Below are 24,589 nucleotides of genomic sequence, written 5' to 3'. Positions count from 1 at the left end.
CCGCCTGCTTATGTGGTGTGGAGTGGTAGTCGGGTCAGGGGTGGTGGTACGGGGGCGGCGAGGGGTACCTCGCCGCTGTCACGCGTCCGCGTTGTCCAGCAGCTCCTGGTACCAGTCGCGGAGCTGGTCGCCGCCATTGCGCCGCCAGTCGGTGACGGCCTGCTGCATGTCCTTGATCGACTGGTTGCCCCGGACAACGTCGTCCTCCAGCGCCTCGAAGCGGTCGGCCAGGTTGGCGAAACGATCCGGCTCCTGCACCTGCCGGCCGTAGAACAGCGGCTCCTGGGCGAAGGGCAGCATGCGCTTCTGCCAACTGGTCAGGTCCTGGACCATCTGCGGAGTGTCGGGGTAGGCGAAGAACGAGCCCGGGGAACAGAGGAAGACATAGGTCTCGGGCGCGACCTGCTCCTCGCCCAGCGGAGTGCGCACCTGCACACCGTTCTCGATGGTGTAGTGCACGTCCTCGACGCCGTAGTTACGCATCCGCTGCTCGATGGTGCCGTACGGGGCGGCGCAGAAGTTGGCGATCTCCAGGGCCTCGCGGATGCGGTCCGGGCTCAGGCTCTTGTTGATGAACGTCCAGATGTTGGAGCCGTTGGCCCGCCACAGCACCGGGTCGCCGTCGGCGCCGAAGAAGTCGAAGGCGTTCATCCGGAAGTCCGGGTTGGCGGCCTGCTGTTCGGCGACCAGGTTGTGCCAGGTGCCGTCACCATCGTTGAACATCAGGGACTCGCCGGCGGTGAAGCGGTTCTTGCTGTCGCCCTGGACGGCGACCGCGTCCGGGTGGACGACGCCCGCGTCGTACAGCTTGCGGGTCCACTCCAGGGCCTCGAGGAAGGCGTCCGTCTCGTAGCGGTTGACGAGTTTGCCGTCCACCATGGCGAAGTAGTTGGGCTTCTCCGGCAGCACACCGTGGATGACGAAGGCCGACCACTTCATGTCCTCGCAGGCCCACACCCGGTTCTTCGCCGAGGTGACGTCCTTGGCGAAGTCGATGAACCCCTGCGGGTCCGTCGGCGGGGTCCAGCCGTTCTCCTCGAAGATGTCCTGCCGGTAGTAGGGCACCACGCCGCCGACGGGCGCCATCGGCATCGGAAGACCGCGCAGCGCGCCGCCGAAGACCGAGGACTGCCAGGCGGCGGTGGGGATCGCCGCGAGGTTCGGGAAGTCGAGGACCTTGTCACCGGAGAGGTATTCACCCAGGTCCGCGAAACGGCTGGAGATGGCCTGGGGTATCTGGCCGCCCAGTTCCCAGCCGGGAACACACACCATGTCCGGGATGTCGCTCCCGGCCAGCACGGCGCCGAGCTTCTCGCCGTAGGTGTTGCCGTCCTGGGTCTGCCAGTTCATTTTGACGCCGATGGCCTCATCCATCGCCGTCCAGTACTCATTGCCGCTCCTGGGCGGAGTGCCCCACAGCGGGGTCATGGCGGTGAATGTCCCGCCGTTCCCCTTGGGCGTGGGAACGGAAACGCCGAGTTCCGCGGTGGGAATAAAGGTCGTGTATCCCGGGCTGGAGCCATTTTCACTCGGGATGTCCGGCTCAATCGCCGTATCCGACTGCCGATATGTCGGAAGTATGCTCTTCAGGTCCTCCTGCGAGGCCCGTCCCTCGCCTCCGCCGCTCCCCCCGTCGGAGCCGCATGCCGTCAGCAGCGGCACGCCCCCCACCGTCGCCGCCGCGGCGACCGCCGTGGAAGCGAGGAATTTTCTCCGACTTGGAGCGGAGCTTGAGTTCGGCATTCGTCAACCCTTCGTGGCTCTTTGCCATCACACGACCGTTGTGCGAGGTGGTCGAAGCGCTTCGATGTGGCGCCGACATTAAGACCCGTCCGCTGGGGGCACAACCCCTGCTTCAAAGAAAGTTCGACTGTATTTCGACAGGCTGGGTAGCCTGTATCTTCTTGGGGTTCAGCAGTCGTTGCCAAGCCGTGTCTTGACAGGAGACCTGTCGGAAACACAGCATCGAAGCGCTTCGAACGTGTGGGAGAGCCGCCCCGTTACCGCGTTACCGTATCGGCCCGTGGCGCCGCCCCGATACCGCCGTCCCCAAGGGAATCACCTGTGACAGCCCATCAGCCGGCCTTCCGCAACCCCCAGCTGAGCGTCGCGGAACGGGTCACCGATCTGCTGGACCGGCTGAACCCGGCCGAGCGGCTCGCGATGCTCCATCAGTACGCCCCCGCCGTCGAACGACTGGCGGTCCCGGCCTTCCGCACCGGTCAGGAAGCCCTGCACGGCGTCGCCTGGATGGGACCGGCCACGGTCTTCCCGCAGGCGGTCGGGCTCGGCGCCACCTGGAACCCGGACCTGGTGCGGCGCGTCGGCGAGGCGGTGGGCCGTGAGGTGCGGGCCATGCGGGCGCACGACGACCGGGTCGGGCTCAACGTCTGGTCCCCCACCGTCAACCTGCTGCGCCACCCGTTGTGGGGCCGTAACGAGGAGGGGTACGCGGAGGACCCGCACCTGACCTCGGCCATCGCCGTCGCGTACACCCGCGGGCTGCGCGGCGAGCACCCCGTGTACTGGCGTACCGCGCCGGTGCTCAAGCACTGGCTGGCGCACAACCACGAGGTCGACCGGGACACCGCCTCCACCTCGGTGCGGGCGCGGGTGCTGCACGAGTACGAGCTGCCCGCCTTCCGCGGCCCGGTGCGGGCCGGCTCGGTGGCCGGGGTGATGCCCGCGTACAACCTCGTCAACGGCCGTCCCAACCACCTCTCCCCGCTGCTGGCGGAGCACCTGCGCACCTGGAGCGAGCAGCCGCTGGTGGTCTGCTCGGACGCCGGCGCGCCCAGCAACATCGCCGGTTCCGAGGCGTACTACCCCAGCCACGAGGAAGGCCTGGCCGCCGCGCTGCGCGCCGGGGTGGACAGCTTCACCGACCACGGCGAGGACTCCGCTCCGACGGTGGAGCGGCTGAGCGCCGCGCTGGAGCGCGGGCTGATCGGCCAGGACGACATCGACGAGGCGGCGCGCCGTCTGCTGGACATGCGGTTCCGGCTGGGCGACTTCGACCCCGAACTCGACCCGTTCGCGGCGGAGGCGGCGTTCGACACCCCCGAGCACCGGGAGCTGGCGCGGGAGGCCGCCGAGCAGGCCGTCGTCCTGCTGAAGAACGACGGGCTGCTGCCGCTGCGTCCGGGGCTGCGGATCGCCGTGGTCGGCCTGCTGGCGGACGAGGTGAAGCTCGACTGGTACAGCGGGACGCTGCTGCGCGCGGTGAGCCCGCTGGACGGGCTGCGGGAGCACCCTGCGGTGGGCTCGGTGACCTTCGCGGAGGGCACCGACCGGATCCGGCTGCGTACGGCGGAGGGCTGGGTGAGCGTACCCGCAGCCGACCCGGAGGTCGCGGTCGGCGACCGGGCGGCGGCCGGGGCGCTGGACCCGGCGCTGATCGCGGGGCGCACCGACCTGGCGCCGCTGACGGTGACGGCCGGCTCCGACCCCGAGCAGGGGTCCGTGCTGGACCTGATCGACTGGGGCGAGGGCGTGCTGACGCTGCGCGCCGCCGACGGGCTGTACGTGTCGGTCGCCGAGGACGGACTGCTGCGGGCGTCGGCGGCGCAGCCCGGTGGCTGGGTGATCCAGGAGGCGTTCACCCTGGAGCCGCACGCCGACGGGCAGGTGCTGCGGCACCGCGGCACCGGGCGGCTGGTCGCGGTGACCCCGGGCGGGCTGAGTGTCGCGCAGGACGCCGGCGAGGGCGCGGTGTTCACCGTGGAGACGGTGCGGCGCGGCGTGGACGAGGTGGCCCGGGCGGCGGCGGACGCCGACGTGGTGGTCGTGGTGGCGGGCAACGACCCGCATCTGAACGGCCGCGAAACCGAGGACCGGCCCTCGCTCGCGCTGCCCCCGCAGCAGGAGGCGCTGTGGCGGGCGGCGCACGCCGCCAACGAGCGCACCGTGCTGGTGCTCTCCTCCTCCTACCCCTACGCGGTCGACGCCGCCGACGCCGCGCTGCCCGCGCTGCTGTGGACGGCGCACGGCGGGCAGGCGGCGGGTACGGCGCTGGCCCGGGTGCTGCTGGGCGACGTCTCCCCCGCGGGGCGGCTGCCGCAGACCTGGTACGGGGCGGACGCCGAGCTGCCGGGGCTGCTGGACTACGACCTGATCGGCTCGCGCGCCACGTATCTCTACTACGACGGCACGCCGCTGTATCCGTTCGGCCACGGGCTCTCGTACACGTCCTTCGGCTACGCGGACGCGTCGGTGCGGCAGGACGGCGAGACGCTGACCGCCGAGGTGGCCGTCCGGAACACCGGCACGGTGGCCGGCGAGGAAGTGGTGCAGGTGTACGCCGTGGCCACCGCGCCGAGCGTGCCCCGTCCGCACCGGGCGCTGGTCGCCCACCGGCGGGTGGCGCTGGCGCCGGGCGAGGCGCGGCGGCTGACGTTCGAGGTGCCGCTGGCGGAGGCGCTGGGCTTCTGGGACGTGGCGCACGGGCGGTGGACGGTGGAGCCGGGCGGCTACGAGCTGCACATCGGCTCCTCCAGCCGGGACATCAGGGAACGCACCCATCTGACGCTGGACGGTGAGCCGGTGCCGCCGCGCCCGGTGCGGGCGGCGGGTCTCGCGGCGGCGGACTTCGACGAGGCGGACGGCGTGGAGATCGTCGATCTCTCCCGTTCGGCGGGCGACGCGGTGACTGCTGCGGGCGGCGAGCCCGGCCGGCTGCTGTTCCGGCGCTGCGATGTCGGTACGGGCGGCGGCCCGGCCGTCGTCGCGGTGCGGGTGGCACGCCAGGAGCCGGGCGAGGGCGTTCTCTCGCTGCGGGTTCCGGGGGCCGGCGGCGCGGAGCTGACGCTCGCGGTGCCCTCGACGGGCGACCGTTACACGTACACCACGGTGCGCGGCGAGCTGCCCGTCCCGCCGGACGGGGTGGCCGACCTGGAGCTGACCGTGGGCGCCGGGGTGCGGGTGGACCGGCTGGAATTCGGCTGACGCCGCGGCGGCTAGACTCCGGCGCGATGAACGCGATGCACACCTACGGTTTCCTGCTGCTGCCCTCCCACAACCGGCTGTACGCCGCCGGCGCCGCCGACCTGGCGCGCGCCGAGCTGCTGGTCCTCAGCGACGCGGTGCTGGATGGCGCCGTGCGGGAAGTGGCCGCGGCCGAACTGGGCGGGGTGCCGTACGTGACGTTCCGCGCGCCGGAGCTGACCGCCGGGCAGCTGCGCCACGTGGCGAACCTGTCCTCCCTGTACGCGCTGTTCCTGATCGAGGGGGAGCCGGACGCTCCGGCGCTGCGCCCGGTGCCGGTGGAGCGTCTTGACCGGTTTCCCAGTGATCTGATCACCATCCAGAAGTACCCGGGGAAGACCAACGAGGACTTCACCAAGCTGCTGCTGAATGTGACGGCGATGGCGTGCGACGCCCCACAGCGGCTGCTCAGCGGCGGGCTGCGGGTGCTCGACCCGCTGTGCGGGCGGGGCACCACGCTCAACCAGGCGCTCATGTACGGCCTGGACTCCGCCGGGGTCGAGCAGGACGCGCGCAGCGTCGAGGCGTACGAGACCTTTCTGCGGCACTGGCTGAAGGCCGGCCGCCTCAAGCACCGCGCGGAGAGCGGGCAGGTGCGCCGGGACAAGCGGACGCTGGGGCGGCGGCTGTCGGTGGAGATCGGCGAGAACAAGGAGCTGTACAAGAAGGGGCAGTCGATCGGGCTGACCGTGGTGCAGGCGGACACCGTGGCCAGTGATCAGTTCTTCAGGCCCGGCTCGTTCGACCTGATCGTGACGGACGCGCCGTACGGGGTGCGGTACGGCAGCAGGACCCGTGGCGAGGGTGGCGGGCTGACCCGTTCCCCGCTGCCGCTGCTGAGCGAGGCGGTGCCGGTGTGGGCGCGGCTGCTGCGCACCGGCGGCGCCATCGGCATCTCGTGGAACATCTATGGCGCCTCCCGCGCGGAGCTGGCGGAGGTGCTGGCGGACGCGGGCTTCGAGGTGCGGGACACGGAGCCGTACCGGGGCTTCGAGCACCGGGTGGATCAGGCCATCACCCGGGATCTGATCGTGGCGCGGAAAACGGCCTGAGCAGCAGCCGAGCCTGAGTGCCGGAACGCCCCGCGCCGTGGACGGCGGGGGGCGTTCCGGCGCCGGGCCGTTCCGCTACAGCTCGATGCCGGTGAGCACCATCACCCGCTCGTAGGTGTAGTCCTCCATGGCGTACCGCACGCCCTCGCGGCCGACTCCGGAGTCCTTGACGCCGCCGTAGGGCATCTGGTCGGCGCGGTAGGACGGCACGTCGCCGACGATCACGCCGCCGACCTGCAGGGCCCGGTGGGCGCGGAAGGCGGCGCGCAGATCGTGGGTGAACAGGCCCGCCTGGAGGCCGTACCGCGAGTCGTTGGCGGCGGCGTAGGCGGCTTCCTCGTTCTCGACGGTGGTGACGGTCATGACGGGGCCGAAGATCTCCTCGTGGCTCACCAGGGTGTCGCCGGGGACGTCGGCGAGCACGGTGGGCGCGTAGCTGGCGCCGTCCCGGGTGCCGCCGGTGAGGACGGTGGCGCCGGCGTCCTTGGCCTGCTCGACCCAGGACTCCACGCGGCGGGCGGCGTCCTCGCTGACGAGCGGACCGACGTCGGTGGCGTCGTCCGCCGGGTCGCCGGTGACCAGGTTCCGTACGGCGTCGATCAGCCTCGGGAGCAGCCGGTCGTGCAGGGTGGCGTCGACGACGACGCGCTGCACGGAGATGCAGGACTGGCCGCCCTGGTAGTTGGAGAAGGTGGCGATGCGCTGGGCGGCCCAGTCCAGGTCGGCGTCGGAGGAGTAGTCGCCCAGGACGATGGCCGCGCCGTTGCCGCCCAGTTCCAGGGTGACGCGCTTGCGCGGCACGGAGTCGCGGATGGACCAGCCGACCGGCGCGGAGCCGGTGAAGGAGATGATCGGCAGCCGCTCGTCGCGCACCAGGTCGGGCATGGCGTCGTTCGGCACCGGCAGCACGCTGAAGGCTCCGGCGGGCAGGTCGGTCTCGGCCAGCAGTTCGCCCAGCAGCAGCCCGGAGAGCGGCGTGGCGGGGGCGGGCTTGAGGATGATCGGCGCGCCGGCGGCGATGGCGGGGGCGACCTTGTGGGCGCACAGGTTCAGCGGGAAGTTGAAGGGCGCGATGCCGAGCACCGGGCCGTAGGGGATGCGGCGGGTGAGCGCGAGCCGGCCCTCGCCGCCGGCGTCGGCGTCCAGTCGCTGGCCGGTGCCGCCGTTGAAGCGGCGCGCCTCGTCCGCGGCCCAGCGGAAGACGGAGCGGCAGCGGGCGACCTCGGTCCTGGCCCACTTGATGGGCTTGCCGTTCTCCGCGCTGATGAGCTGGGCGATCTCCTCGGCGCGTTCGGCGAGCCGGGCGCCGACGTGGTCGAGCGCGGCGGCGCGTACATGCGCGGGGGTGGCGGCGAACTCGGCGGCCACGGCGGCTGCGGCGGCCACGGCCGCCTCGGTCTGTTCGTGCGTGGGCACGCTCACCGTCGCCAGATGCCGGCCGTCCCAGGGGGAGGTCACCTCCAGGGTGTCCGTGCCGGTGGCCTGCTGCCCGGCCAGCCAGAACGCCTGGGTGGCAGTCGCTGTCGTCATCGCGGGTCCCGCCCTTCCGAAAGGGGTGGAATTGGGTGTCCGGGCTCCACCGTAGGGGTTCGGGCACTCCTGCTTACTTGTACGCCGCGTAGGGGTGGCTGTTTCCATTCTTACGCCTTGGCCGGGTGGGACCGGAAAGGCGTTATTGACCGGAGCATGCCATGTTCGGGACCATGGCGCCGCCCCCACCCGTCGCACTGGAGAACCCAGGAGCTGCGATGCGCACATCGCGTGCACCACAGGAACCACGCACCACCCGCCGCACCCGGCGGACCCGCAGGTACGGTGCGGCCGGCGCCGCCGTCCTGTCCCTGGCACTGGCGCTCACCCTCGGCGCCCAGGCCACCGCCGTACCCGGCCCGGCCGCGACACCCGACCCGGCCGGCTCGGCGGATCCGGCCCTTCAGCAGATCCGGCAGTACGAGGTGACCGGACTGCGCACGGCCCAGGACCGTACGGCGCTGGCCGGCACCGGCACGGCCATCGACGAGGTGCTGCACAGTTCGGTGCTGATCACCGCCGACGCCGGCGAGGCGGATCGGCTGCGGAAGCTCGGCTACGACCTGACCCCGCTCGCCGACACCGACGAGGGCGCCGACTTCCAGGCCGCCGCGCCGTCCGACTACCACACCTACGCGTCGATGACGGCGGCCATCAACGACACCGTGGCCCGTCATCCCGGCCTGGTCAGCAGCCGGGTGATCGGCCGCAGCCACGAGGGACGCGACATCGTCGCCGTCAAGGTGAGCGCCAACGTGGCCGTCGACGAGGACGAGCCGGAGATCCTGTTCACCCACAACCAGCACGCACGCGAACATCTCACCGTCGAGATGGCGCTCTACACGCTGGACGAACTGACCTCCCAGTACGGGCGCGACGCCCGCGTCACCGAGCTGCTGGACACCCGGGAGATCTGGCTGATCCCGTCGGTCAACCCGGACGGCAAGCACTACGACACAGAGTCCGGCGCGTTCCGTTCCTGGCGCAAGAACCGCCAGCCCAACGCCGGTTCCAGCGCGATCGGCACCGACCTCAACCGCAACTGGAACCACATGTGGGGCTGCTGCGGCGGCTCCTCGGGCAGCACGAGCAGCGCGACCTACCGGGGCGCGGCGCCCGAGTCGGGGCCGGAGACCAGGGTGGTCGCCGACTTCGTCCGCAGCCGGGTGGTCGGCGGCGAGCAGCAGATCACCGCGCACATCGACTTCCACACCTACGGCGAGCTGATCCTGTGGCCCTACGGCTACACCTACGCGGACACCGCGGCGGGGCTGACGGCGGACGACCGGGACGCCTTCGTCGCGGTCGGGCGCGAGATGGCCGCGAGCAACGGGTACACGGCGCAGCAGTCCAGCGATCTGTACATCACCGACGGATCCATCAACGACTGGCTCTGGGCGAACCAGGGGATCTTCTCGTACACGTTCGAGATGTATCCGCGCGGTGCGAGCGGCGGTGGCTTCTACCCGCCGGGCAGCGTGATCGACCGGGAGACCGCCCGCAACCGGGAGGCCGTGCTGATCCTGCTGGAGAACGCGGACTGCATGTACCGCTCGATCGGCAAGGAGTCCCAGTACTGCTCGTGACCGATCAGGGATGATCAGTAACGATCGTCCACTGGCAAATTCTGACCGGATCTGATGGGTCCCGGCTTCCCTCGGGGGAGGCCGGGACCCCGTCCGTACCGGCTCAGGCGCCGGTGGCCTTCAGCGCCAGCCACAGCTCCATCCGGACATCCGGATCGTCCAGCGAGCGGTCCAGAATCTCCTCCACCCGGCGCATCCGGTAGCGCAGCGTGTGCCGGTGCACGCCCAGATCGCCGGCCGCCGCGTCCCACTGACCGTGCCGGGACAGCCAGGCCCGCAGCGAGGCGACCAGATCACCGCGGCCCTGCGCGTCATGAGCCCGCAGCGCGCGCAGCCGCCCCTCGGCGAAGGCCCGCACGGCGTCGTCCGCCAGCAGCGGCATGACGGAGCCGGCCGCCACGTCGTCGTGCTCCACCAGCGGGCGACCGCGCCGCCGCGCCACCACCAGGGCCGCCCTGGCCTGCTGGTAGGCGGTGTCCACGGTGGCGGGGCCGGTCGGCGCCGACAGCCCGAGAATCACGGCGGGCCCCGGGGCCGCCGGCGGCTGCTCGGTACGGGCGAACGCCGCCCCCGCCGCGACCGCGGCCCCGCCGTCCGCCGCCAGCACCACCAGCTGCTGGCCGTCCGCCAGCGCCAGCACGGCCTCCCCCGCCCGGGCTGCGGCGGCCTCGATGGCCGCGCCCAGCTCGGTCAGCGCCTCCGGCTCCCCGCCCGTCTCGGCGGCCAGCAGCCGCAGCGGGGCGTCCAGCAAGCCCCCATACAGATCGCCGGCCACCGCCCGGGCGTGGTCCGGCTCGCCGCTGAGCAGCATCCGCAGCACCGCGCCGCCCAGCCGCGCCTCGGCCGCCTGGTACGCCTGGGACCGCTCGGTGACCAGCGTCAGCACCGCGACCGCGGACTGCACCGCGTAGCGCTCCGCGGTGCCCGGCGGCGCGGCGGTGCCGACCGCGAGCACCGCCCGCGCGCTGCGCCCCGAACCCACCGACTGCAATTCCACCCGGTCCTCCCCCGCCCCGCCGCCCGTGGCGTCCGGGCCGGCCTCGGGCGCGCAGGAGCACACCGCGCTGGCCGGGGCCGGGCGGTCGCGCAGCCGGATCACCTCCGGCGTCATCCGGGCGGCGCGGCGCGCGGCCCACGCCGGGGCGACGGCGGTGACGGCGCCCGCCACGTCGTACAGCGCGACCCAGCCGTCCAGCTGCGCGGCGAGCCGGTCGAGCAGCGCCTGGCGCCCGCCTGGGGCCAGCGCCGCGCGGGTCAGCTCCCGCTGCGCGGCGAAGCCGGCGCCGACCGACCGGTACTGCTCGGCGGCGATGGCGGCGGAGACGAACTTGCCGATCGCGATGAAGGGGGTACGCCGCGGCACCTCAAGCAGCGGCATCCGTACCTCCTGCACGGCCGCCAGCAGCTGCGGGGTGACCGCCGGGTGGTGCACCCCGACGCCGAAGCCCAGGCCCACCACCCCGGCGGCGCTCAGCCGGCGGACGTACTCCGTCATCTTCGCCGCGTCGTCGATGTCGAGTTTCAGCCCGGTGGTCAGCAGCAGCTCGCCGCCGTCGAGATAGGGCACCGGATCGGCCAGCTCGCTGGCGTGCGCCCAGCGGACCGGGACATCCAGCCGGTCCTCCCCCGTGAGCACGCCCAATTTGAGCGCCGTGTGCTGAACGAGTGAGGAAAGCGTCGGGTACATGGACCACCTTGGGAGACCATCTGGATGACCGGGGGAACGACACGCGCCGACATCACGGTACAGCGCTTGTCATATGCGCCAGGGATACCTTCGGCCATCCCCATCGGGGCTCCCGAACGGACGGACCCGCGCGGGCCGCCGGGGCACCGGTCCGGGCGGGCCGCCGCCGGCCACGCCGGGCGCAAAGGCACTGATCCGGACCCCGGCATCGCCGCGCGGCACCGGGCGAGGCAGCACAAGCACCGCCCCCGCCACGGGCACCACCCCCGGGACGTCGCACCCGCTCCGCCGCGGACCGCCCCGCCCCCGCCGCACCACCGCTCCTGGCGGCGGCGCGCTCCGGCGGCGCGCTCAGCCCAGCCGCACCAGCACCGGCGGCCCGGACTCCCCCGCCACCGTGGTCAGCGACAGCACCGCGTGCCGCGGCGGCACGCGGTGCGCCAGCTCGGAGGCCGACCAGCGTTCCCGCTCCACCCGCCGCACCGTCACCGACTCCGTGGTCGCGTCCCGCCCCGTGAACAGCTTGCGCACCCCGCGCGTGAACCGCCGCACCACACCGCCGGTGCGGTCCGGGGTACTGGTGACATCGCGGTCCTCCGTCCACGCCGTGCCCCACGCCCGCGCGAAGTGTTCCGCGTCCCACGTGGTGATCCCGGAGAACGCCATCCGGCAGCCCACCGCGCCCAGCAGCCCGCTGCGCAGCGCGGCGGGCACATCGTCCAGGGTGCGCAGCGAGAGCACCGCGCCCGCGTTCGCCGGGCGCAGATGGGTCAGCCCGCGCACCGTGCCGGGGGTGATCGCGGCCGTCGCGTCGTCCAGGACCAGGGCGGCGAACAGCGTACGGTCCGGCCGCGCGGTGACCGCCGCCGTGAACTGCGCCAGCAGCAGCCGTGTGATCACCCGCCCCGCCTCCGCGTGCCCGGTGGCCGGCAGATCGATCCGTACCCGCAGCGGGTGTTCCAGCGAGCTGAGTGAGAACGGCCGCGTGCGGCGCTCCGCCTCACCCTGCGAGAAACCGGCCCGGTCCAGCAGCGCCAGCTGGTCGGCCAGCCGGGGCCCGATGTCGTCGGGCCGCTGCGCCTGCCGGGCCCGGGCGTCCAGTTCGCGCTGCTGGTCCCACGCGCCGGCCAGCCCCAGGTCCTCGCGCAGCGTGGCCAGCAGGGCCGGGGCCCCGTCGAGCATGGCGCGCAGCTCCGGTATGCCGGGGAAGTGTCCGTACGCCGCCTGGAAGGGGCCGATCAGCTGGGCCAGCGCCGCGGCGGCCGTACGCGGCTCGGTCTCGCTGCCGCCGATCAGCGCCTCCGCCAGCAGCGCCGCGGCCTCGTCGGTGTCGGCGGCCCCGCCGTACGGGTCGAGCACATGGGTGGAGCGGACGTCGCCGACCCGCACGATGATGTCGAAGGCGTCGTCGGGCCCCAGCGCGCTGCGCGCCGTGCCGACCGCCACCACCGCGGCCTGCCCGGTGAGCGCGTGCAGGCACAGCGCCTCGGTGACCGGCCGGATCACCCGCCCGGTCTTCCCGGAGCCCGGCGGCCCCACCGCCAGGAGCGAGGTCCCCAGAACGGCGGGGTCCAGGGCGATCTCCTCGCCGCGCTGCTCGTACGGGTTGCGTTCCTCGTCCACGGCGCGGCCGATGCGCACCTGCCGGGTCAGCAGATCGTGCTGGGCCGTACGCACCGTCAGGTCACGGCTGCCGGAGGGGTGGACGAACGCGCCGGCCCCGTCGTCGAGCGCGGAGCGGGTGAACTGTTCCAGGGCGGTGGGCCGGGCGCGCACCGCCTGCCAGGCGTGCTCGATGCGGGCGTAGTCCAGGTCGCTCATGGCGCCCGAGCGCATCTCCTCGGCCAGCCGGTCCGCGGCGGGCACCGCGCCGGCCTCGCGCAGTTCGGACCACTCCGCCAGCCGCTCCCGCTCGCGCTCCCCCCGCGTCACGGCGCCGTCCCCGCCCAGCCACGCCGGGCGGTACCGCCGCGCGATCGCGCCCCAGCCGCCGGCCCGGCCCAGGAGCAGCGCCAGCAGCAGCGCGTAGAGCGCGTAGTGGACGTTGTACGCGACGGTGTACGCCGTGCTGTCGCCGTCCTCCCACCAGGAGTCGGGCACCACCGCGTACAGCGGCTCGAGCCAGAACGTCCACACGCCGCGGAAGCTGAGCGTCCACACCACGTACGCGGCGACCGCGGCGGCCGTCGCGCGCAGGACCACCGCGCGCTCCAGCGGCTCGGTGCCCGCGGGCAGCCCCAGCAGCCGCAGCAGGGCCGGCCGGTGCCGCCGCCACAGCGCGGGGGCGTGGCCGAGCCGGCCGAACACGTAGGCCAGCAGGCACACGAACAGCACCTGGTAGGTGTGGATGACGCTGATCCCGCCGGTGCTCGGGCCCCAGGAGGCGGCGCCCGCCCAGTCCAGCGGCCAGTCGACCGCGCGCAGATAGCGGTTGTCGTACAGCGACCACACCAGCCATCCGGCGAGCAGCGCCAGCAGCGCGGTGCCGTGCAGTTCGCGGTCGCCGAGCCGGTTCGGGTCCTGCGGCGGCTTGGGCACATGGCCCAGGCGCCAGATGCCGGCCCCGGCGGCCGGCCGCGGGGTGCGCACCCAGCGCACCAGCGGCGGGGCGGCCGGTTCGGCCTCGGGCGCCTGGCGGGGCCGCGGCGGGGCGCCGTGCGGCGGCACGGCGGGGGTACGCCGTACGTCGCCTCCCGCCGCCCGCCCGGTGCCGTCCGTACTCATCTCTCCCAAGCCCCCTGACCGGCCGGATGGCTGACTGTGCGTCGCCATCAATCTAATCGAGCACGCTGATCGCCGGGAACGCCGTCCGCACGGCGGATCCGCGCCCCGGCCCCCGCCCCGGGCCCCGCTGTCCATCACGGCCAAGTGGTCGGGGCAACTGCTACGTGGCGGTGCATGCCAGGCCCTGGCGGCTGGCCCTAGCCTGCACAGCAGAGCGAGAAAAGCAGCCCCTTCGTACCGAGGAGTGCGCACATGAGCAGCTTGACCGAACTGTCCGGCGGCCCCGCCCTGCGCCAGGAACGGCGCGTCGTCACCGAGATTCCCGGGCCGCTGTCCCGGGAACTGCTGGCCCGCAAGCAGGCCGCGGTCGCCAACGGCGTGGGCACCGTGCTCCCGGTGTTCGTGCGGCGGGCCGGCGGGGCCATCGTGGAGGACGTCGACGGCAACGCCCTGATCGACTTCGGCTCCGGCATCGCGGTCACCTCGGTGGGCAACAGCGCGGAGGCCGTGGTGCGCCGGGCCACCGAGCAGCTGACCCGGTTCACCCACACCTGCGCGATGGTCACCCCGTACGAGGGCTATGTGGAGGTGTGCGAGGAGCTGGCCCGGGTCACCCCCGGGGATCACCCGAAGAAGTCCGCGCTGTTCAACTCCGGGGCGGAGGCGGTGGAGAACGCCGTCAAGATCGCCCGGTACGCCACCAAGCGGCAGGCGGTGGTGGTCTTCGAGCACGGCTACCACGGCCGCACCAACCTCACCATGGCGCTCACCGCCAAGAACATGCCCTACAAGCAGGGCTTCGGGCCGTTCGCGCCGGAGATCTACCGGGTGCCGGTGGCCTACCCGTACCGCTGGCTGACCGGCCCCGAGAACTGCGCCGAGGAGGCCGCCGCCCAGGCCATTGACCTCATCAGCAAGGACATCGGCCCGGAGAACGTCGCGGCGATCCTCATCGAACCGCTGCAGGGCGAGGGCGGCTTCATCGAGCCCGCGAAGGGCTTCCTGCCGCGCATGGCCGGCTTCGCGAAGGAGCACGGCATCGTCTTCATCGCCGATGAGATCCAGTCCGGGTTCTGCCGCACCGGACAGTGGTTCGCCAGCGAGGACGAGGGCCTGGTGCCCGATCTGATCACCACCGCCAAGGGCATCGCCGGCGGGCTGCCGCTGGCTGCGGTCACCGGCCGCGCCGAGTTGATGGACGCCGCGCACACCGGCGGGCTGGGCGGCACCTACGGCGGCAACCCGGTCGCCTGCGCCGCGGCGCTCGGCGCCATCGAGACCATGCGGGAGATGGATCTGCCGGCCCGGGCGCGGCGCATCGAGGAGATCATGAAACCCCGGCTGCGCGCGCTGGCCGAGCGGTTCGATCTGATCGGCGAGGTACGGGGGCGGGGCGCGATGCTGGCCATCGAACTGGTCCGCCCGGGCACCAAGGAGCCCGCGCCGCAGGCCACCGCGGCGGTGGCGGCGGCCTGCCACCGTGCGGGGCTGCTGGTACTGACCACCGGCACCTACGGCAATGTGATGCGCTTCCTGCCGCCGCTGGTCATCGGCGAGGACCTGCTGAACGAGGGCCTGGACATCCTGGAGGGCGCCCTCGCGGAGCAGTGACGCGGTGCCCGGCCGCCGCGCCGGACAGGGCGGGAGAGGGCGGGGGGTGTGCGGCCCGGCTTCGCGTGATGAAGAAGCTGGGTGGATGTGATGCGGATCCGGCGGCGCGGGGCGTGTGGCCGCCGCCGCTGTCGTACCGTTCACAGCGGTGGCGAGCCATCGACTCCCGCCTTCTTGGGACCGGTTCCGCCCGCCCCACACCCCCCGGGGCGTGCGGCCGGTCAACCGTTCCCCGCCGGGCGGCGCGCCCTGGAAGCCGCCGCCTCGTGCATCGCCAGTTCCAGGACCGCCGGGTCGTTCAGCGTCCCCGATCCGTCCGGCAGCACCAGCCAGCGCACCCCGTGACCGGTACGGCCCGGGTGCGGGACGGCGACCCAGCTGCCGCGCCCGGCGGCACGTACCCCGGTGCCCAGCCAGCGGTCGGCGGTGCCCGGCGGCACGAAGAAGCCGATCCTGGTGTCCCCGTGGTCCGCGAGCACCGGGCCCGGGCGGCCCAGCAGCCCGGTGAGCACCTCCAGCGTGGGGTGCCCCAGCCCGCCGTCGAGGATCAGCAGATCCCATAACCGGCCGGCCGGGAGCAGCGCCACCCCCAGCGGGTGGCGCTCCCATTCCCACCGGCAGGCCCTTGGATCGGGTGCCGCCGATGCCAGCCAGCGCATCGCGGACCTCACCCCGACTGTGCCGCTCACTTGTGCTCTCCTCCCTGATGCTCCGGGGCCCCCGGGCGGGGGCCGTGCGGATCACCGGGTGAGAGCGGCGAGTAGGTGGATCCTTACACCGTTTCGCCGGGTTTTCGCGTGCTGTGCGTCACATCGCCCGAAGAGTTCGGTACGCGGCGTGAGCGGGGGCGGGGTGAGGCGCGGTCAGACGTCGGCGGTGTCCTCGTCGTCCCGGTCACGGTCACGGTCCCGCTCGCCGTCGCCGCTCTCCTCGCCGGCGCCGCCGGGCAGCGGCAGCCGCCAGTAGCCGAACGCGTAGTCCCGGCCCGGGGCGTAGTCCACCCCGAACTCGCCCGCGCCGGAGGGCACGGTGACGGTGTACCGGGCGGTCCAGCTCTGGCCCGGATCCAGGCTGCCGGGAAGCGGGGTCTCCAGCCGTACGTCACGGCCGGGCAGTTCGCGCTCACCGACCAGGACGTACAGCTCGGCGCCGCCCAGGTCCGCGGCGTCGCTGCCCTCGTTGCGCAGCCGTACCTCGACGGTGGCGATCGCCCCGCTGGCGGAAAGCTGCGGCTCGGGCATGGTCACGGTCAGACCGTCCTCGAACCGGACCGTCACACTGGCTCCGGCCAGCAGTTCGGAGCCGGCCTCGGACTCCACCTCGATCACCTGGAGCAGATGACCGACCAGCAGCGCGGACAGCACGGCACCGATGACCGCCGCGCCCGCTCCCGTCCACAGGCCGCCGAGCGCCGCGCCCCGGTTGGTGGCGCCGCCGCCGCGTGCGCGGGCGGCACCCAGCGCGCCGAGCACCAGGGCCAGGACGCCCAGGATCACGGCCAGCGGGCTGAGGTAGAACGTCCAGCAGACGGCGGCGGCGATCACCCCGAGGACCAGCGACGCGGTGCCCAGACCGTTGCGCGGCGGGCCCGGCTGCATCATGGCGTAGGGCGCCCCGTACGGCGCGTTCACGGCGTACGACGGCGGCCCGTACGGCTGTTGCCGCGGCAGGGGCACGGCGCCGGTGGCGGGCCCGGGGCCCGGCACCGGAGCGGGGGACAGTACGGGTACGGGGTCCGGTACGACGCCCGCCGCGGGTGGCTGCGGCGGCGCGGCGGGCACGGCCGTGGGCGGGGGAACCGGCGCCGCGCCGCCCGGTGGCTCCCAGCCCGTTCCCCGCCCCGTGGGCCCGCTCTCCTCCGGTACCCGGAACGGATCGGGCTCCTCCATCGTGGTCACACTTCCTCCCCTGAGTCCCCATACCCTATGGGCCGCCGCACGCGGCGAGGCCCCTGCCTACCATGAACGGGCCCCACCAGCCCGCACCGGAGGCCCCCTTGTCCGACCTGACCGCTTTCATCGCCCGGCTTCCCAAGGCTGAGCTGCATGTTCACCATGTGGGCTCAGCCTCTCCGCGTATTGTCGCGGAGCTGGCGGCCCGGCATCCCGACTCCTCGGTCCCCAAGGATCCGGAGCTCCTCGCCGAGTACTTCACCTTCCGGGACTTCGCGCACTTCATCGAGGTGTACATCTCGGTCGTCGACCTGATCCGGGACGCCGAGGACATCCGGCTGCTGACCTACGAGGTCGCCCGGGACATGGCCGCCCAGCACATCCGTTACGCCGAGCTGACGCTCACGCCCTACTCCTCCGTGATCCGTGACATCCCTGCCCCCGCGTACATGGAGGCCATCGAGGACGCCCGCGTCGCCGCCGAGCGCGACCTGGGTGTCGTGCTGCGCTGGTGCTTCGACATCCCCGGCGAACTGGGCCTGCCCGCCGCCGAGGAGACCGCCCGGCTGGCGACCGAACTGCCGCCGGACGGGCTGGTCTCCTTCGGCCTGGGCGGCCCGGAGAAGGGCTGGCCGCGCGGGCTGTTCAAGCCGGCCTTCGACCGCGCCATCGCCGCCGGGCTGCACAGCGTCCCGCACGCCGGGGAGAGCACGGGGCCGCAGACCGTCTGGGACGCGCTGACCGAGCTGCGCGCGGAGCGCATCGGGCACGGCAACAACGCCGTCCACGACCCCGCCCTGCTGGCGCACCTGGCGGAGCGCGGCATCCCGCTGGAGATCTGCCCCACCTCCGAGGTCGCCACCCGCTCGGTGTCGTCCATGGCGGAGCACCCCCTTCCGCAGCTGATCGACGCCGGGGTCACGGTGACCATCAACTCCGACGACCCGCCGATGTTCGGCACCGACCTGAGCACGGAGTACGCGATCGCCGCGCAGTTGCTGGGCCTGGACGCGGCGGGGGTGGCGGCGCTGGCGAAGAACGCGGTGACCGCCTCCTTCCTCGACCCGGCCGGCAAGGCCGCCCTGGCGGCGGAGATCGACGCGCATCTGGCGGCGTGGCCCGCATGAGCACGGTTCTGGCGGTGGCGCACCGGGGCGACCCGTACCGCGCCCGGGAGAACACCGTCGCCTCCTTCCGGTCCGCGATCGCCGCCGGCGCGGACATGGTGGAGCTGGACGTCAGGCTGACCCGCGACGGCGTGCCGGTGGTGCTGCACGATGCGACCCTGGACCGGCTGTGGGGTCATGACCGCCCCGTCGCGGAGCTGACGGCCCAGCAGGTACGGGAACTGACCGCCGGCGGCATCCCGACGCTCGCCGAGGTCCTGGCGGTGACGGCGCCGGTGCGCACCCTGATCGATCTGCCGATGCGCGACGCGGCGCCGGCCCGCGCGGCGGTGGCGGCGGTGCGCGAGGCCGGCGCGGGCGAGCGGGTGGGCTACTGCGGCGATCCGGCCGCGCTCAAGGCGGTGCGGGCGGCGGACGAGGCGGCGGAGATCGGCCTCACCTGGAAGCGCACGGGCCCGCCCCGCCCCGCCGTGCTGCACGACCTGCGCCCCGCCTGGCTGACGTACCGCTTCGGTCTGCTGGACCACGCGCTGGTGGAGCGGGCCCACGCGCGGGGGCTGCGGGTGATGGCCTGGACGGTGGACTCGCCGCGCGCCATGCGCCGCCTGCTGGCGATGGGCGTGGACGCCATCACGAGCAACCGCGTCACCGAACTGCGCCGCGTCATCGGGCCGTTGTCCGGTCACTGAGCCGAACCACCGTTGCCCCGGGCCGGATTGTCAGTGCCTGGCCCTACGGTTCGGGGCATGGTGGCGATGACTCATTCCTATCGGTATCTGCGGCCCTCGGTGGTCGATGCCCCCGGCCGCCGGGTCGGGCTGGCGACCTCGGGCGGGACAACCTCGCGCGGGCCACAGCCGCATCCGCGGTTCTTCAGCGGAAAGCTGACCCGTCCCGAGGCGGCGGCACGTGGCCTGCTGGCGGTCGCCGCAGTGGCACGTACCCGCTACTTCCGGCCATCTCTGGACGCGCTGCGCGACCCGGTGGTGACCTGCGACGGGGAGCGGCTGCGCTTCGAGTCGTTCTCGGCGTGCTGCGGGGTGCACGCCCGGCTGGACGTGCTGCCCGGCGGGCTGGACGGCGAGGTCCTGGACCGCGGCACCACCAACGTCGATGTGAACGACCCGCTGCGCGAGGCACTGGCCCGGGTGCGCGGCGAGGACCCGCTGCGGCTGTCCGTCGGCGCCGACGAGCTGACGGTGACCACGGCCGACGGCGCGGTGGTGGAGAAGAAGGTGCCCCTGCCGGAGCGGTGGCTGCGGGGGTTCGCCGAACTCCAGGTGATCTCCGCGCCGTTCGACCTGCGGGCCGAACTGCCGGCGGCGGAGGCGGTACGGCTGCTGCGGTCCTTGCCGGCCGGCACGGAGGTGCTGTGGATGGTGCCCGCCGGACGGACGCTGCGCCGCTCGGCGCGGCCGGTGCCGGGCGCGGTGGCGCTGGCCGGGGCGCGGCGCCTCGAGGTGCTGACGCCGCTGCTGCGCTTCGCGCGGGCGCTGCGGGTGTACGGCCCGCCGGTGGGGGCGGGGTCGCTCCCGGTGGCCTCGGCCTGGGAACTGGAGCTGCCCGGCATGCGGCTGGTGCTGACGCTCTCCCCCGAGGTCACGCGCGGTTTCAGCGGGGAGGGCGCGGTCCTCGACGCGCTCGCGGCGGACGAGGTCGAGGCGGACGCCGAGCTGATCGGCGCGCTGGTGGACTTCGAACCCGCCGTGGACACCGGGGAGCTGGCGCGGCTGTCCGGGCTGCCACTGCCCCGGGTGAAGGCGGCGCTGGGACAGCTGGGAACGGCCGGCCGGGTCGGCTACGACGTGGCGGAGGCCGCGTACTTCCACCGCGAGCTGCCGTACGACGCGGCGGGCGCGGAGCGGCTGAACCCTCGGCTGCGCGGGGCGCGGGCGCTGCTCGCGGACGACGTGGTGCGGCTCGCGGAGGGCGGCGACACGGCGACCATCGCCGTGCCGGACCACGTCCACCGGGTGCGGCTGTCCCCGCAGGGCGCGGCGCTGGGCTGCACCTGCCCCTGGTGGTCGCGGTACCGGGGGACGCGGGGCAAGTGCAAGCACGCGCTGGCGGCGGAGCTGAGGGCGCGGCGCGGGCGCGGTGGCGGGAACGACTGAGAGCGGCTGGGGAGAAGCGGGATCATGACGGATGACGCGTTCAGCCTTCTGGAGAAGGCGCTGGAGGCCGCCGACCACGCGGCGGTGCGGGCGGCGGTCTCGGGGCTGGGCGACCGGGAGCGGCGGTCCATGGTCAAGCCGCTGAGGGCGTACCGCCGGCGGTGGGAGCAGGAGCGCGATGAGGCGGATCAGTGGCTGTGGGGCCGCGGGGCACGGGAGCGGCGCGCGGCCCAGGGGCGCCGCCAGTTGGTGTACGACCGGGGCCCGGCGCTGCGGCTGGCCGGCGCGGGGGTGCTGCGCGGCCCGGAGGAACTGGCGCGCTGGCTGACCGACCGGCGGTTCTTCCAGGGCCCCTACCGGGAGGGCTTCACGGCGGAGCTGGAGCTGCTGCGGGAACGGGAGGCGCCGTGGCTGCGGGAGCTGACCGAGCGGCTGGCGGCGCGGGTCGACGACGCCACCCGGACGGACTGCCGGCTGGCCGTGCTCGATCTGCTGGCCGAGACCGGCGTGACGCCGCCGCCCCGCGCCGAGCTGGTGCGCTCGTGGGTGCACCGGAGCCACAACCGGGACGTCGCCGCGGCGGGGCTGGGGAAGGACCCGCTGCTGAAGGCGATGGTGCCGCTGCTGTTCGCGGTGGACGAGGTGGGCGAGCTGCTGGAGAACGGGCCGTTCGCCCAGCGGCTGGTGGCGGCCGCCGACGGCGACGGCGGCGCGCTGCCCCGCGCCGTCCTGCTGGACGGCGTGCTGCGCCGGCTGCTGCGCGGCGGCGGCCGGGCGGGGGATCTGCGCGGACCTCTGCGGCTGTACACGCTGCTGGAGGTGACGACGGCGGAGGCCGCCGGGCGGGTGCGGGAGCTGACCCTGCTGCTGTCCGACGCGCCGTCCGCGGTGGCGGCACTGGCGCAGGCGGAGCTGCGCCGCCTGGAGGAGGCGGAACGGTTCACGGCGGGTGAGCTGTGCGAGATCACCGAGGTGGTGCTGTTCCGGCCCGAGCGGAAGCTGGCGGACGCCCAGCTGTCCTGGCTGGCCAAGGCCGTTCCGCGGCATCCGGAGCACGCGGCGGCCCTGCTGACGGCGGCGGGCGCGGCTTTCGCCCACTCCTCCACGCAGGTCGCGCAGCGGGCCACCCGGCTGGTGGTGCGGCACGCCGGGGTGCTGACCCCGGCCGCCGCCGAGGAACTGTCGGTGCGGGCGGAGTCCCTGCCGGCGGATCTGCGCACGGTGCTGGGTCCGGCGCTGGGCATCGAGGTCAGCGCGCCGGACGGCGCACCGCCGCCGCCCCCGCCCGCGCCGCCGGCGCGGACCTCGCGCGCGCCGATCGGCTCGCTCGCGGAGCTGGCCGAGGAGACGGCGCAGTTGCTGTCGGTGATGAGCGACGGCGTACGGTTCTCGCATCGCGCCGAGGTGGATCCGCCGGCGCTGGAGCGGGTGCTGGCGGCCGTGGTGTCCGCCGCGCACGAGGACCGGCCGGGGCTGATCGCCGCGCTGACGCCCGTGCTCGACCGGCACGGCATCGGTCTCGGGGAGAGCGAGTCGTATCTGCGCTCGTACACCGATCCGCTCGGCGAGCTGCGCGATCTGCTGGGCGCGGCGACCGGGGCGGTGCGGCGGCGGGACAGCGGGCTCCGGCGGTTCTACGGGCACGCCGCGGCGGAAGAGGCCCCCGACCCGGACCCCTTCTTCGGCACCCGGCTGGGCCAGTGGCGCACCAACGCCGAGCGCTGCCCCGGGCCGGTGCGGGTGCTGCTGCACCGGCTGCGGGAGATCACGTTCGGCCTGGCGCACGCGCCGGTGCCGATGCTGGTGGCCACCCCCACGGAGCCCGACGGCACGCTGGCGGCGGCCCGGCTGACGGAGCGTCTGGAGCGGGCGGCGCGTGCGGGATGGACACCCTGGGAGTACGACCTCCAGCTGGCGCTGCTGCGGCTCGCGCCGGAGCCGGAGCCGCGGCTCGCGGAGCACGCGAACGCCATCGGCAGCCCGGCCGGGGACCGGCTGGCGGACTGGCTGAGCTTCGGCGCCGCGCGGGCGACGGTGCAACGGCCGCGAGGTCTGCGCGCCATCGGGCTGCGGCCCGCCGCGGTGCCCGCGCGCTCCGGCGTCCCGGCGGCGGGGAGCGACGCCCTGCTGTCGTGGCTCACCACGCCGCCCGATGTCCGGCGTCCCCTGTATCCGAGGGCGCAGCTGGCCAGTTGCTGGCCCGCGCTGTGGCCGGCCCAGCCGGAGCTGATGGCGGCGTTCGTGGTGTCCGCGCTGCCCGAGCTGGTGGACAACAGGTCGAACGAGGGTTCCGGCATGATCGCCGCGCTGGCGGAGACGCCCGGCTCCGGTGGGCCGGTCCTGCTGCTCGCGATCACCCTGACCCTGAGCGCGACCCGCGCCGAGGACCGTGCGGTCGCGGTGGACGCGCTGCTGGCCCTGGCGGCGGGGCGGCGGCTGGACGGCGCGACGCTGGGCGCCGAACTGGCGGCCCGCGCCCGGCAGGGCGAGGTCAAGCTCAGCAGGGTGGTGCCGGCCCTGCGGGAGGCGGCCGGATCCGGTGCCTACCGGGAGATCTGGGACGCGGTGGCGGCGGCGCTGCCGTCCACGCTGGCCGATCCGCCGCACCGACTGGCGGATCTGGTGGCGCTGGGCACCGAATGCGCCGCCTGGGCCGGGGCGGGCGGGGAGATTCCCGCCCTGACCGAGTACGCCGCGCGGCCGGGCTCCACCCGGCTCCTGACCGAGACCCGCCGGCTGCGGGACGTCCTGGCGCGGGATTCCTGACCGCCCGCACGGGCGGACGCCGCCGGCCGCCGCGCACCGAAACGATCGGGGGCGCGGCGGCCGGCGGCGGTCATGGCCTCACAACGCGGTCATCACGTGCTTGACGCGGGTGTAGTCCTCCATGCCGTACGCGGAGAGGTCCTTGCCGTAGCCGGACTTCTTGAAGCCGCCGTGCGGCATCTCGCCGACCAGCGGGATGTGGGTGTTGATCCACACGCAGCCGAACTCCAGCTCCTTGGAGAGCCGCATCGCCCGCGAGTGGTCCTTGGTCCACACGGAGGAGGCCAGGCCGTACTCGACGTCGTTGGCCCACCGCACGCCCTCGGCCTCGTCGGTGAACTTCTGCACGGTGATGACCGGGCCGAAGACCTCCTGCTGGATGATCTCGTCGTCCTGGCGCAGTCCGCTGATCACGGTCGGGGCGTAGAAGTATCCGCGGTCGCCGACCTGCTTGCCGCCGGTCTCGATCCGCGCGTGGGCGGGGAGCCGCTCGATGAAGCCGGCCACCTTCGCGAGGTGCGCGGCGCTGTTGAGCGGTCCGTAGAAGCAGTCGGGGTCGGTCACGTCGCCGGTCTTGACCTCCTGCGTCGCCTTGGTGAGCGCGGCGACGAAGTCGTCGTGCAGCGACTCGTGCACCAGGACCCGGGTGGCGGCCGTGCAGTCCTGCCCGGCGTTGAAGAAGCCGCCGTCCCGGATGCCCGACACCGCCGCCTGGAGATCGGCGTCCTCGAAGACCAGGCAGGGCGCCTTGCCGCCCAGCTCCAGGTGCACCCGCTTGAGTCCGGCGGCCGCGCCGGCCGCCACCTCACCGCCGGCCCGTACCGAGCCGGTGATCGACACCATGGCGGGGGTGGGGTGATCCACCATCAGCCGGCCGGTGTCGCGGTCGCCGCAGACCACGTTGAGAACGCCGGGCGGCAGGATCTCCCCCATCAACCCGGCGGCGTACACCGTGGAGGCCGGCGTGGTGTCCGAGGGCTTGAGCACCACGGTGTTGCCCGCCGCCAGGGCCGGGGCGAACTTCCACACCGCCATCATGATCGGGTAGTTCCAGGGCGCCACCTGGGCGCACACGCCCACGGGTTCGCGGCGTACGAAGGAGGTCATGCCGGCCATGTACTCCCCGGCGGACTTGCCCTCCAGCATGCGCGCGGCACCGGCGAAGAAGCGGATCTGCTCCAGCATCATCGGCAGTTCTTCCTGCCGGGTCAGTTCCAGCGGCTTACCGGTGTTCTCGCACTCGATGGCCAGCAGTTCGTCCGCGTGCCGTTCGAAGGCGTCGGCGATCTTCAGCAGCGCCAGCTGGCGGGTGGCGGGGGTGGCGTCCCGCCAGGCGGGGAACGCGGCCTCGGCGGCGGCCATGGCATCGTCCACATCGGCCCGCCCGGAGAGCGGGGCCAGGGCGTACGGGGCCCCCGTCACGGGATCGACCACCTCGGTGGTGCGCCCGTCGTGGGCATCGCGGTACGTACCGCCGATGTAGTTGCGCAGCCGACGCGGTTCGGTGGTCACAACAG

General features: G+C 73.7%; 15 protein-coding genes. 8 read left to right on the top strand and 7 right to left on the bottom strand.

Annotated elements, in window-relative coordinates; translation table 11 throughout:
* Window positions 1-78: 78 nt before the first annotated feature.
* Window positions 79-1,428 (bottom strand): extracellular solute-binding protein, encoded by a 1,350-nt coding sequence (locus ACTFAP_RS23095; RefSeq protein WP_495682178.1) that lies wholly within the window; start codon window positions 1,426-1,428, stop codon window positions 79-81.
* A gap of 636 nt (window positions 1,429-2,064) precedes the next feature.
* On the opposite strand from ACTFAP_RS23095, the gene ACTFAP_RS23090 reads away from it, so the two are divergent.
* Together ACTFAP_RS23090 and ACTFAP_RS23085 are read left to right on the top strand one after the other, a co-directional pair.
* Window positions 2,065-4,944 (top strand): glycoside hydrolase family 3 C-terminal domain-containing protein, encoded by a 2,880-nt coding sequence (locus tag ACTFAP_RS23090; RefSeq protein WP_500467298.1) that lies wholly within the window; start codon window positions 2,065-2,067, stop codon window positions 4,942-4,944.
* A 26-nt stretch (window positions 4,945-4,970) separates the two neighbouring features.
* Window positions 4,971-6,035, top strand: coding sequence for a TRM11 family SAM-dependent methyltransferase (locus ACTFAP_RS23085; RefSeq protein WP_500467297.1), 1,065 nt, complete (start codon window positions 4,971-4,973; stop codon window positions 6,033-6,035).
* A 75-nt stretch (window positions 6,036-6,110) separates the two neighbouring features.
* Here ACTFAP_RS23085 and ACTFAP_RS23080 read toward each other — a convergent pair whose 3' ends face one another.
* A complete protein-coding gene (locus tag ACTFAP_RS23080) occupies window positions 6,111-7,565 on the bottom strand; it encodes an aldehyde dehydrogenase family protein (protein ID WP_500467296.1) in 1,455 nt (484 codons plus the stop codon).
* 218 nt (window positions 7,566-7,783) lie between these two features.
* On the opposite strand from ACTFAP_RS23080, the gene ACTFAP_RS23075 reads away from it, so the two are divergent.
* On the top strand, window positions 7,784-9,151 hold the full coding sequence (locus ACTFAP_RS23075; RefSeq protein ID WP_495682174.1) for a M14 family zinc carboxypeptidase: 1,368 nt from the start codon (window positions 7,784-7,786) through the stop codon (window positions 9,149-9,151).
* 103 nt (window positions 9,152-9,254) lie between these two features.
* Here the strand turns inward: ACTFAP_RS23075 and ACTFAP_RS23070 are convergent, their stop codons facing one another.
* Window positions 9,255-10,838, bottom strand: a complete 1,584-nt coding sequence (locus ACTFAP_RS23070) for a PucR family transcriptional regulator (RefSeq protein WP_390123797.1) — start codon at window positions 10,836-10,838, stop codon at window positions 9,255-9,257.
* A gap of 351 nt (window positions 10,839-11,189) precedes the next feature.
* Window positions 11,190-13,562, bottom strand: coding sequence for a type IV secretory system conjugative DNA transfer family protein (locus tag ACTFAP_RS23065; RefSeq protein ID WP_495682173.1), 2,373 nt, complete (start codon window positions 13,560-13,562; stop codon window positions 11,190-11,192).
* 252 nt (window positions 13,563-13,814) lie between these two features.
* On the opposite strand from ACTFAP_RS23065, the gene gabT reads away from it, so the two are divergent.
* Complete coding sequence (gene gabT / locus ACTFAP_RS23060; RefSeq protein ID WP_495682172.1) at window positions 13,815-15,173, top strand: 4-aminobutyrate--2-oxoglutarate transaminase; 1,359 nt, start codon at window positions 13,815-13,817, stop codon at window positions 15,171-15,173.
* Between the two features lie 221 nt (window positions 15,174-15,394).
* Here gabT and ACTFAP_RS23055 read toward each other — a convergent pair whose 3' ends face one another.
* Together ACTFAP_RS23055 and ACTFAP_RS23050 are read right to left on the bottom strand one after the other, a co-directional pair.
* On the bottom strand, window positions 15,395-15,832 hold the full coding sequence (locus tag ACTFAP_RS23055; RefSeq protein WP_390123900.1) for a bifunctional DNA primase/polymerase: 438 nt from the start codon (window positions 15,830-15,832) through the stop codon (window positions 15,395-15,397).
* A 204-nt stretch (window positions 15,833-16,036) separates the two neighbouring features.
* Window positions 16,037-17,071, bottom strand: a complete 1,035-nt coding sequence (locus ACTFAP_RS23050; RefSeq protein ID WP_500467295.1) for a hypothetical protein — start codon at window positions 17,069-17,071, stop codon at window positions 16,037-16,039.
* A gap of 62 nt (window positions 17,072-17,133) precedes the next feature.
* On the opposite strand from ACTFAP_RS23050, the gene ACTFAP_RS23045 reads away from it, so the two are divergent.
* From ACTFAP_RS23045 to ACTFAP_RS23030, 4 genes are read left to right on the top strand one after another with little or no spacing between them, the layout of a single operon-like run.
* Window positions 17,134-18,192, top strand: a complete 1,059-nt coding sequence (locus ACTFAP_RS23045) for an adenosine deaminase (protein WP_436978449.1) — start codon at window positions 17,134-17,136, stop codon at window positions 18,190-18,192.
* Window positions 18,189-18,881 (top strand): glycerophosphodiester phosphodiesterase family protein, encoded by a 693-nt coding sequence (locus tag ACTFAP_RS23040; RefSeq protein WP_495682170.1) that lies wholly within the window; start codon window positions 18,189-18,191, stop codon window positions 18,879-18,881. The genes ACTFAP_RS23045 and ACTFAP_RS23040 overlap by 4 nt, the downstream gene beginning before the upstream one ends.
* Window positions 18,882-18,938: 57 nt before the next feature.
* Window positions 18,939-20,306, top strand: a complete 1,368-nt coding sequence (locus ACTFAP_RS23035) for an SWIM zinc finger family protein (protein WP_500467294.1) — start codon at window positions 18,939-18,941, stop codon at window positions 20,304-20,306.
* A 24-nt stretch (window positions 20,307-20,330) separates the two neighbouring features.
* Window positions 20,331-23,072 carry a hypothetical protein gene (locus tag ACTFAP_RS23030; protein WP_500467293.1) on the top strand — a complete coding sequence of 914 codons (2,742 nt, stop codon included), beginning with the start codon at window positions 20,331-20,333 and terminating at the stop codon, window positions 23,070-23,072.
* Between the two features lie 78 nt (window positions 23,073-23,150).
* Here the strand turns inward: ACTFAP_RS23030 and ACTFAP_RS23025 are convergent, their stop codons facing one another.
* Window positions 23,151-24,584 (bottom strand): aminobutyraldehyde dehydrogenase, encoded by a 1,434-nt coding sequence (locus ACTFAP_RS23025; RefSeq protein ID WP_495682167.1) that lies wholly within the window; start codon window positions 24,582-24,584, stop codon window positions 23,151-23,153.
* Between the last annotated feature and the right edge of the window lie 5 nt (window positions 24,585-24,589).

It is taken from the genome of Streptomyces sp. PH9007, from assembly GCF_059813725.1.
Note: the sequence above shows the minus strand (reverse complement) of the source record. Positions and strands in the feature narration are given on the sequence as shown.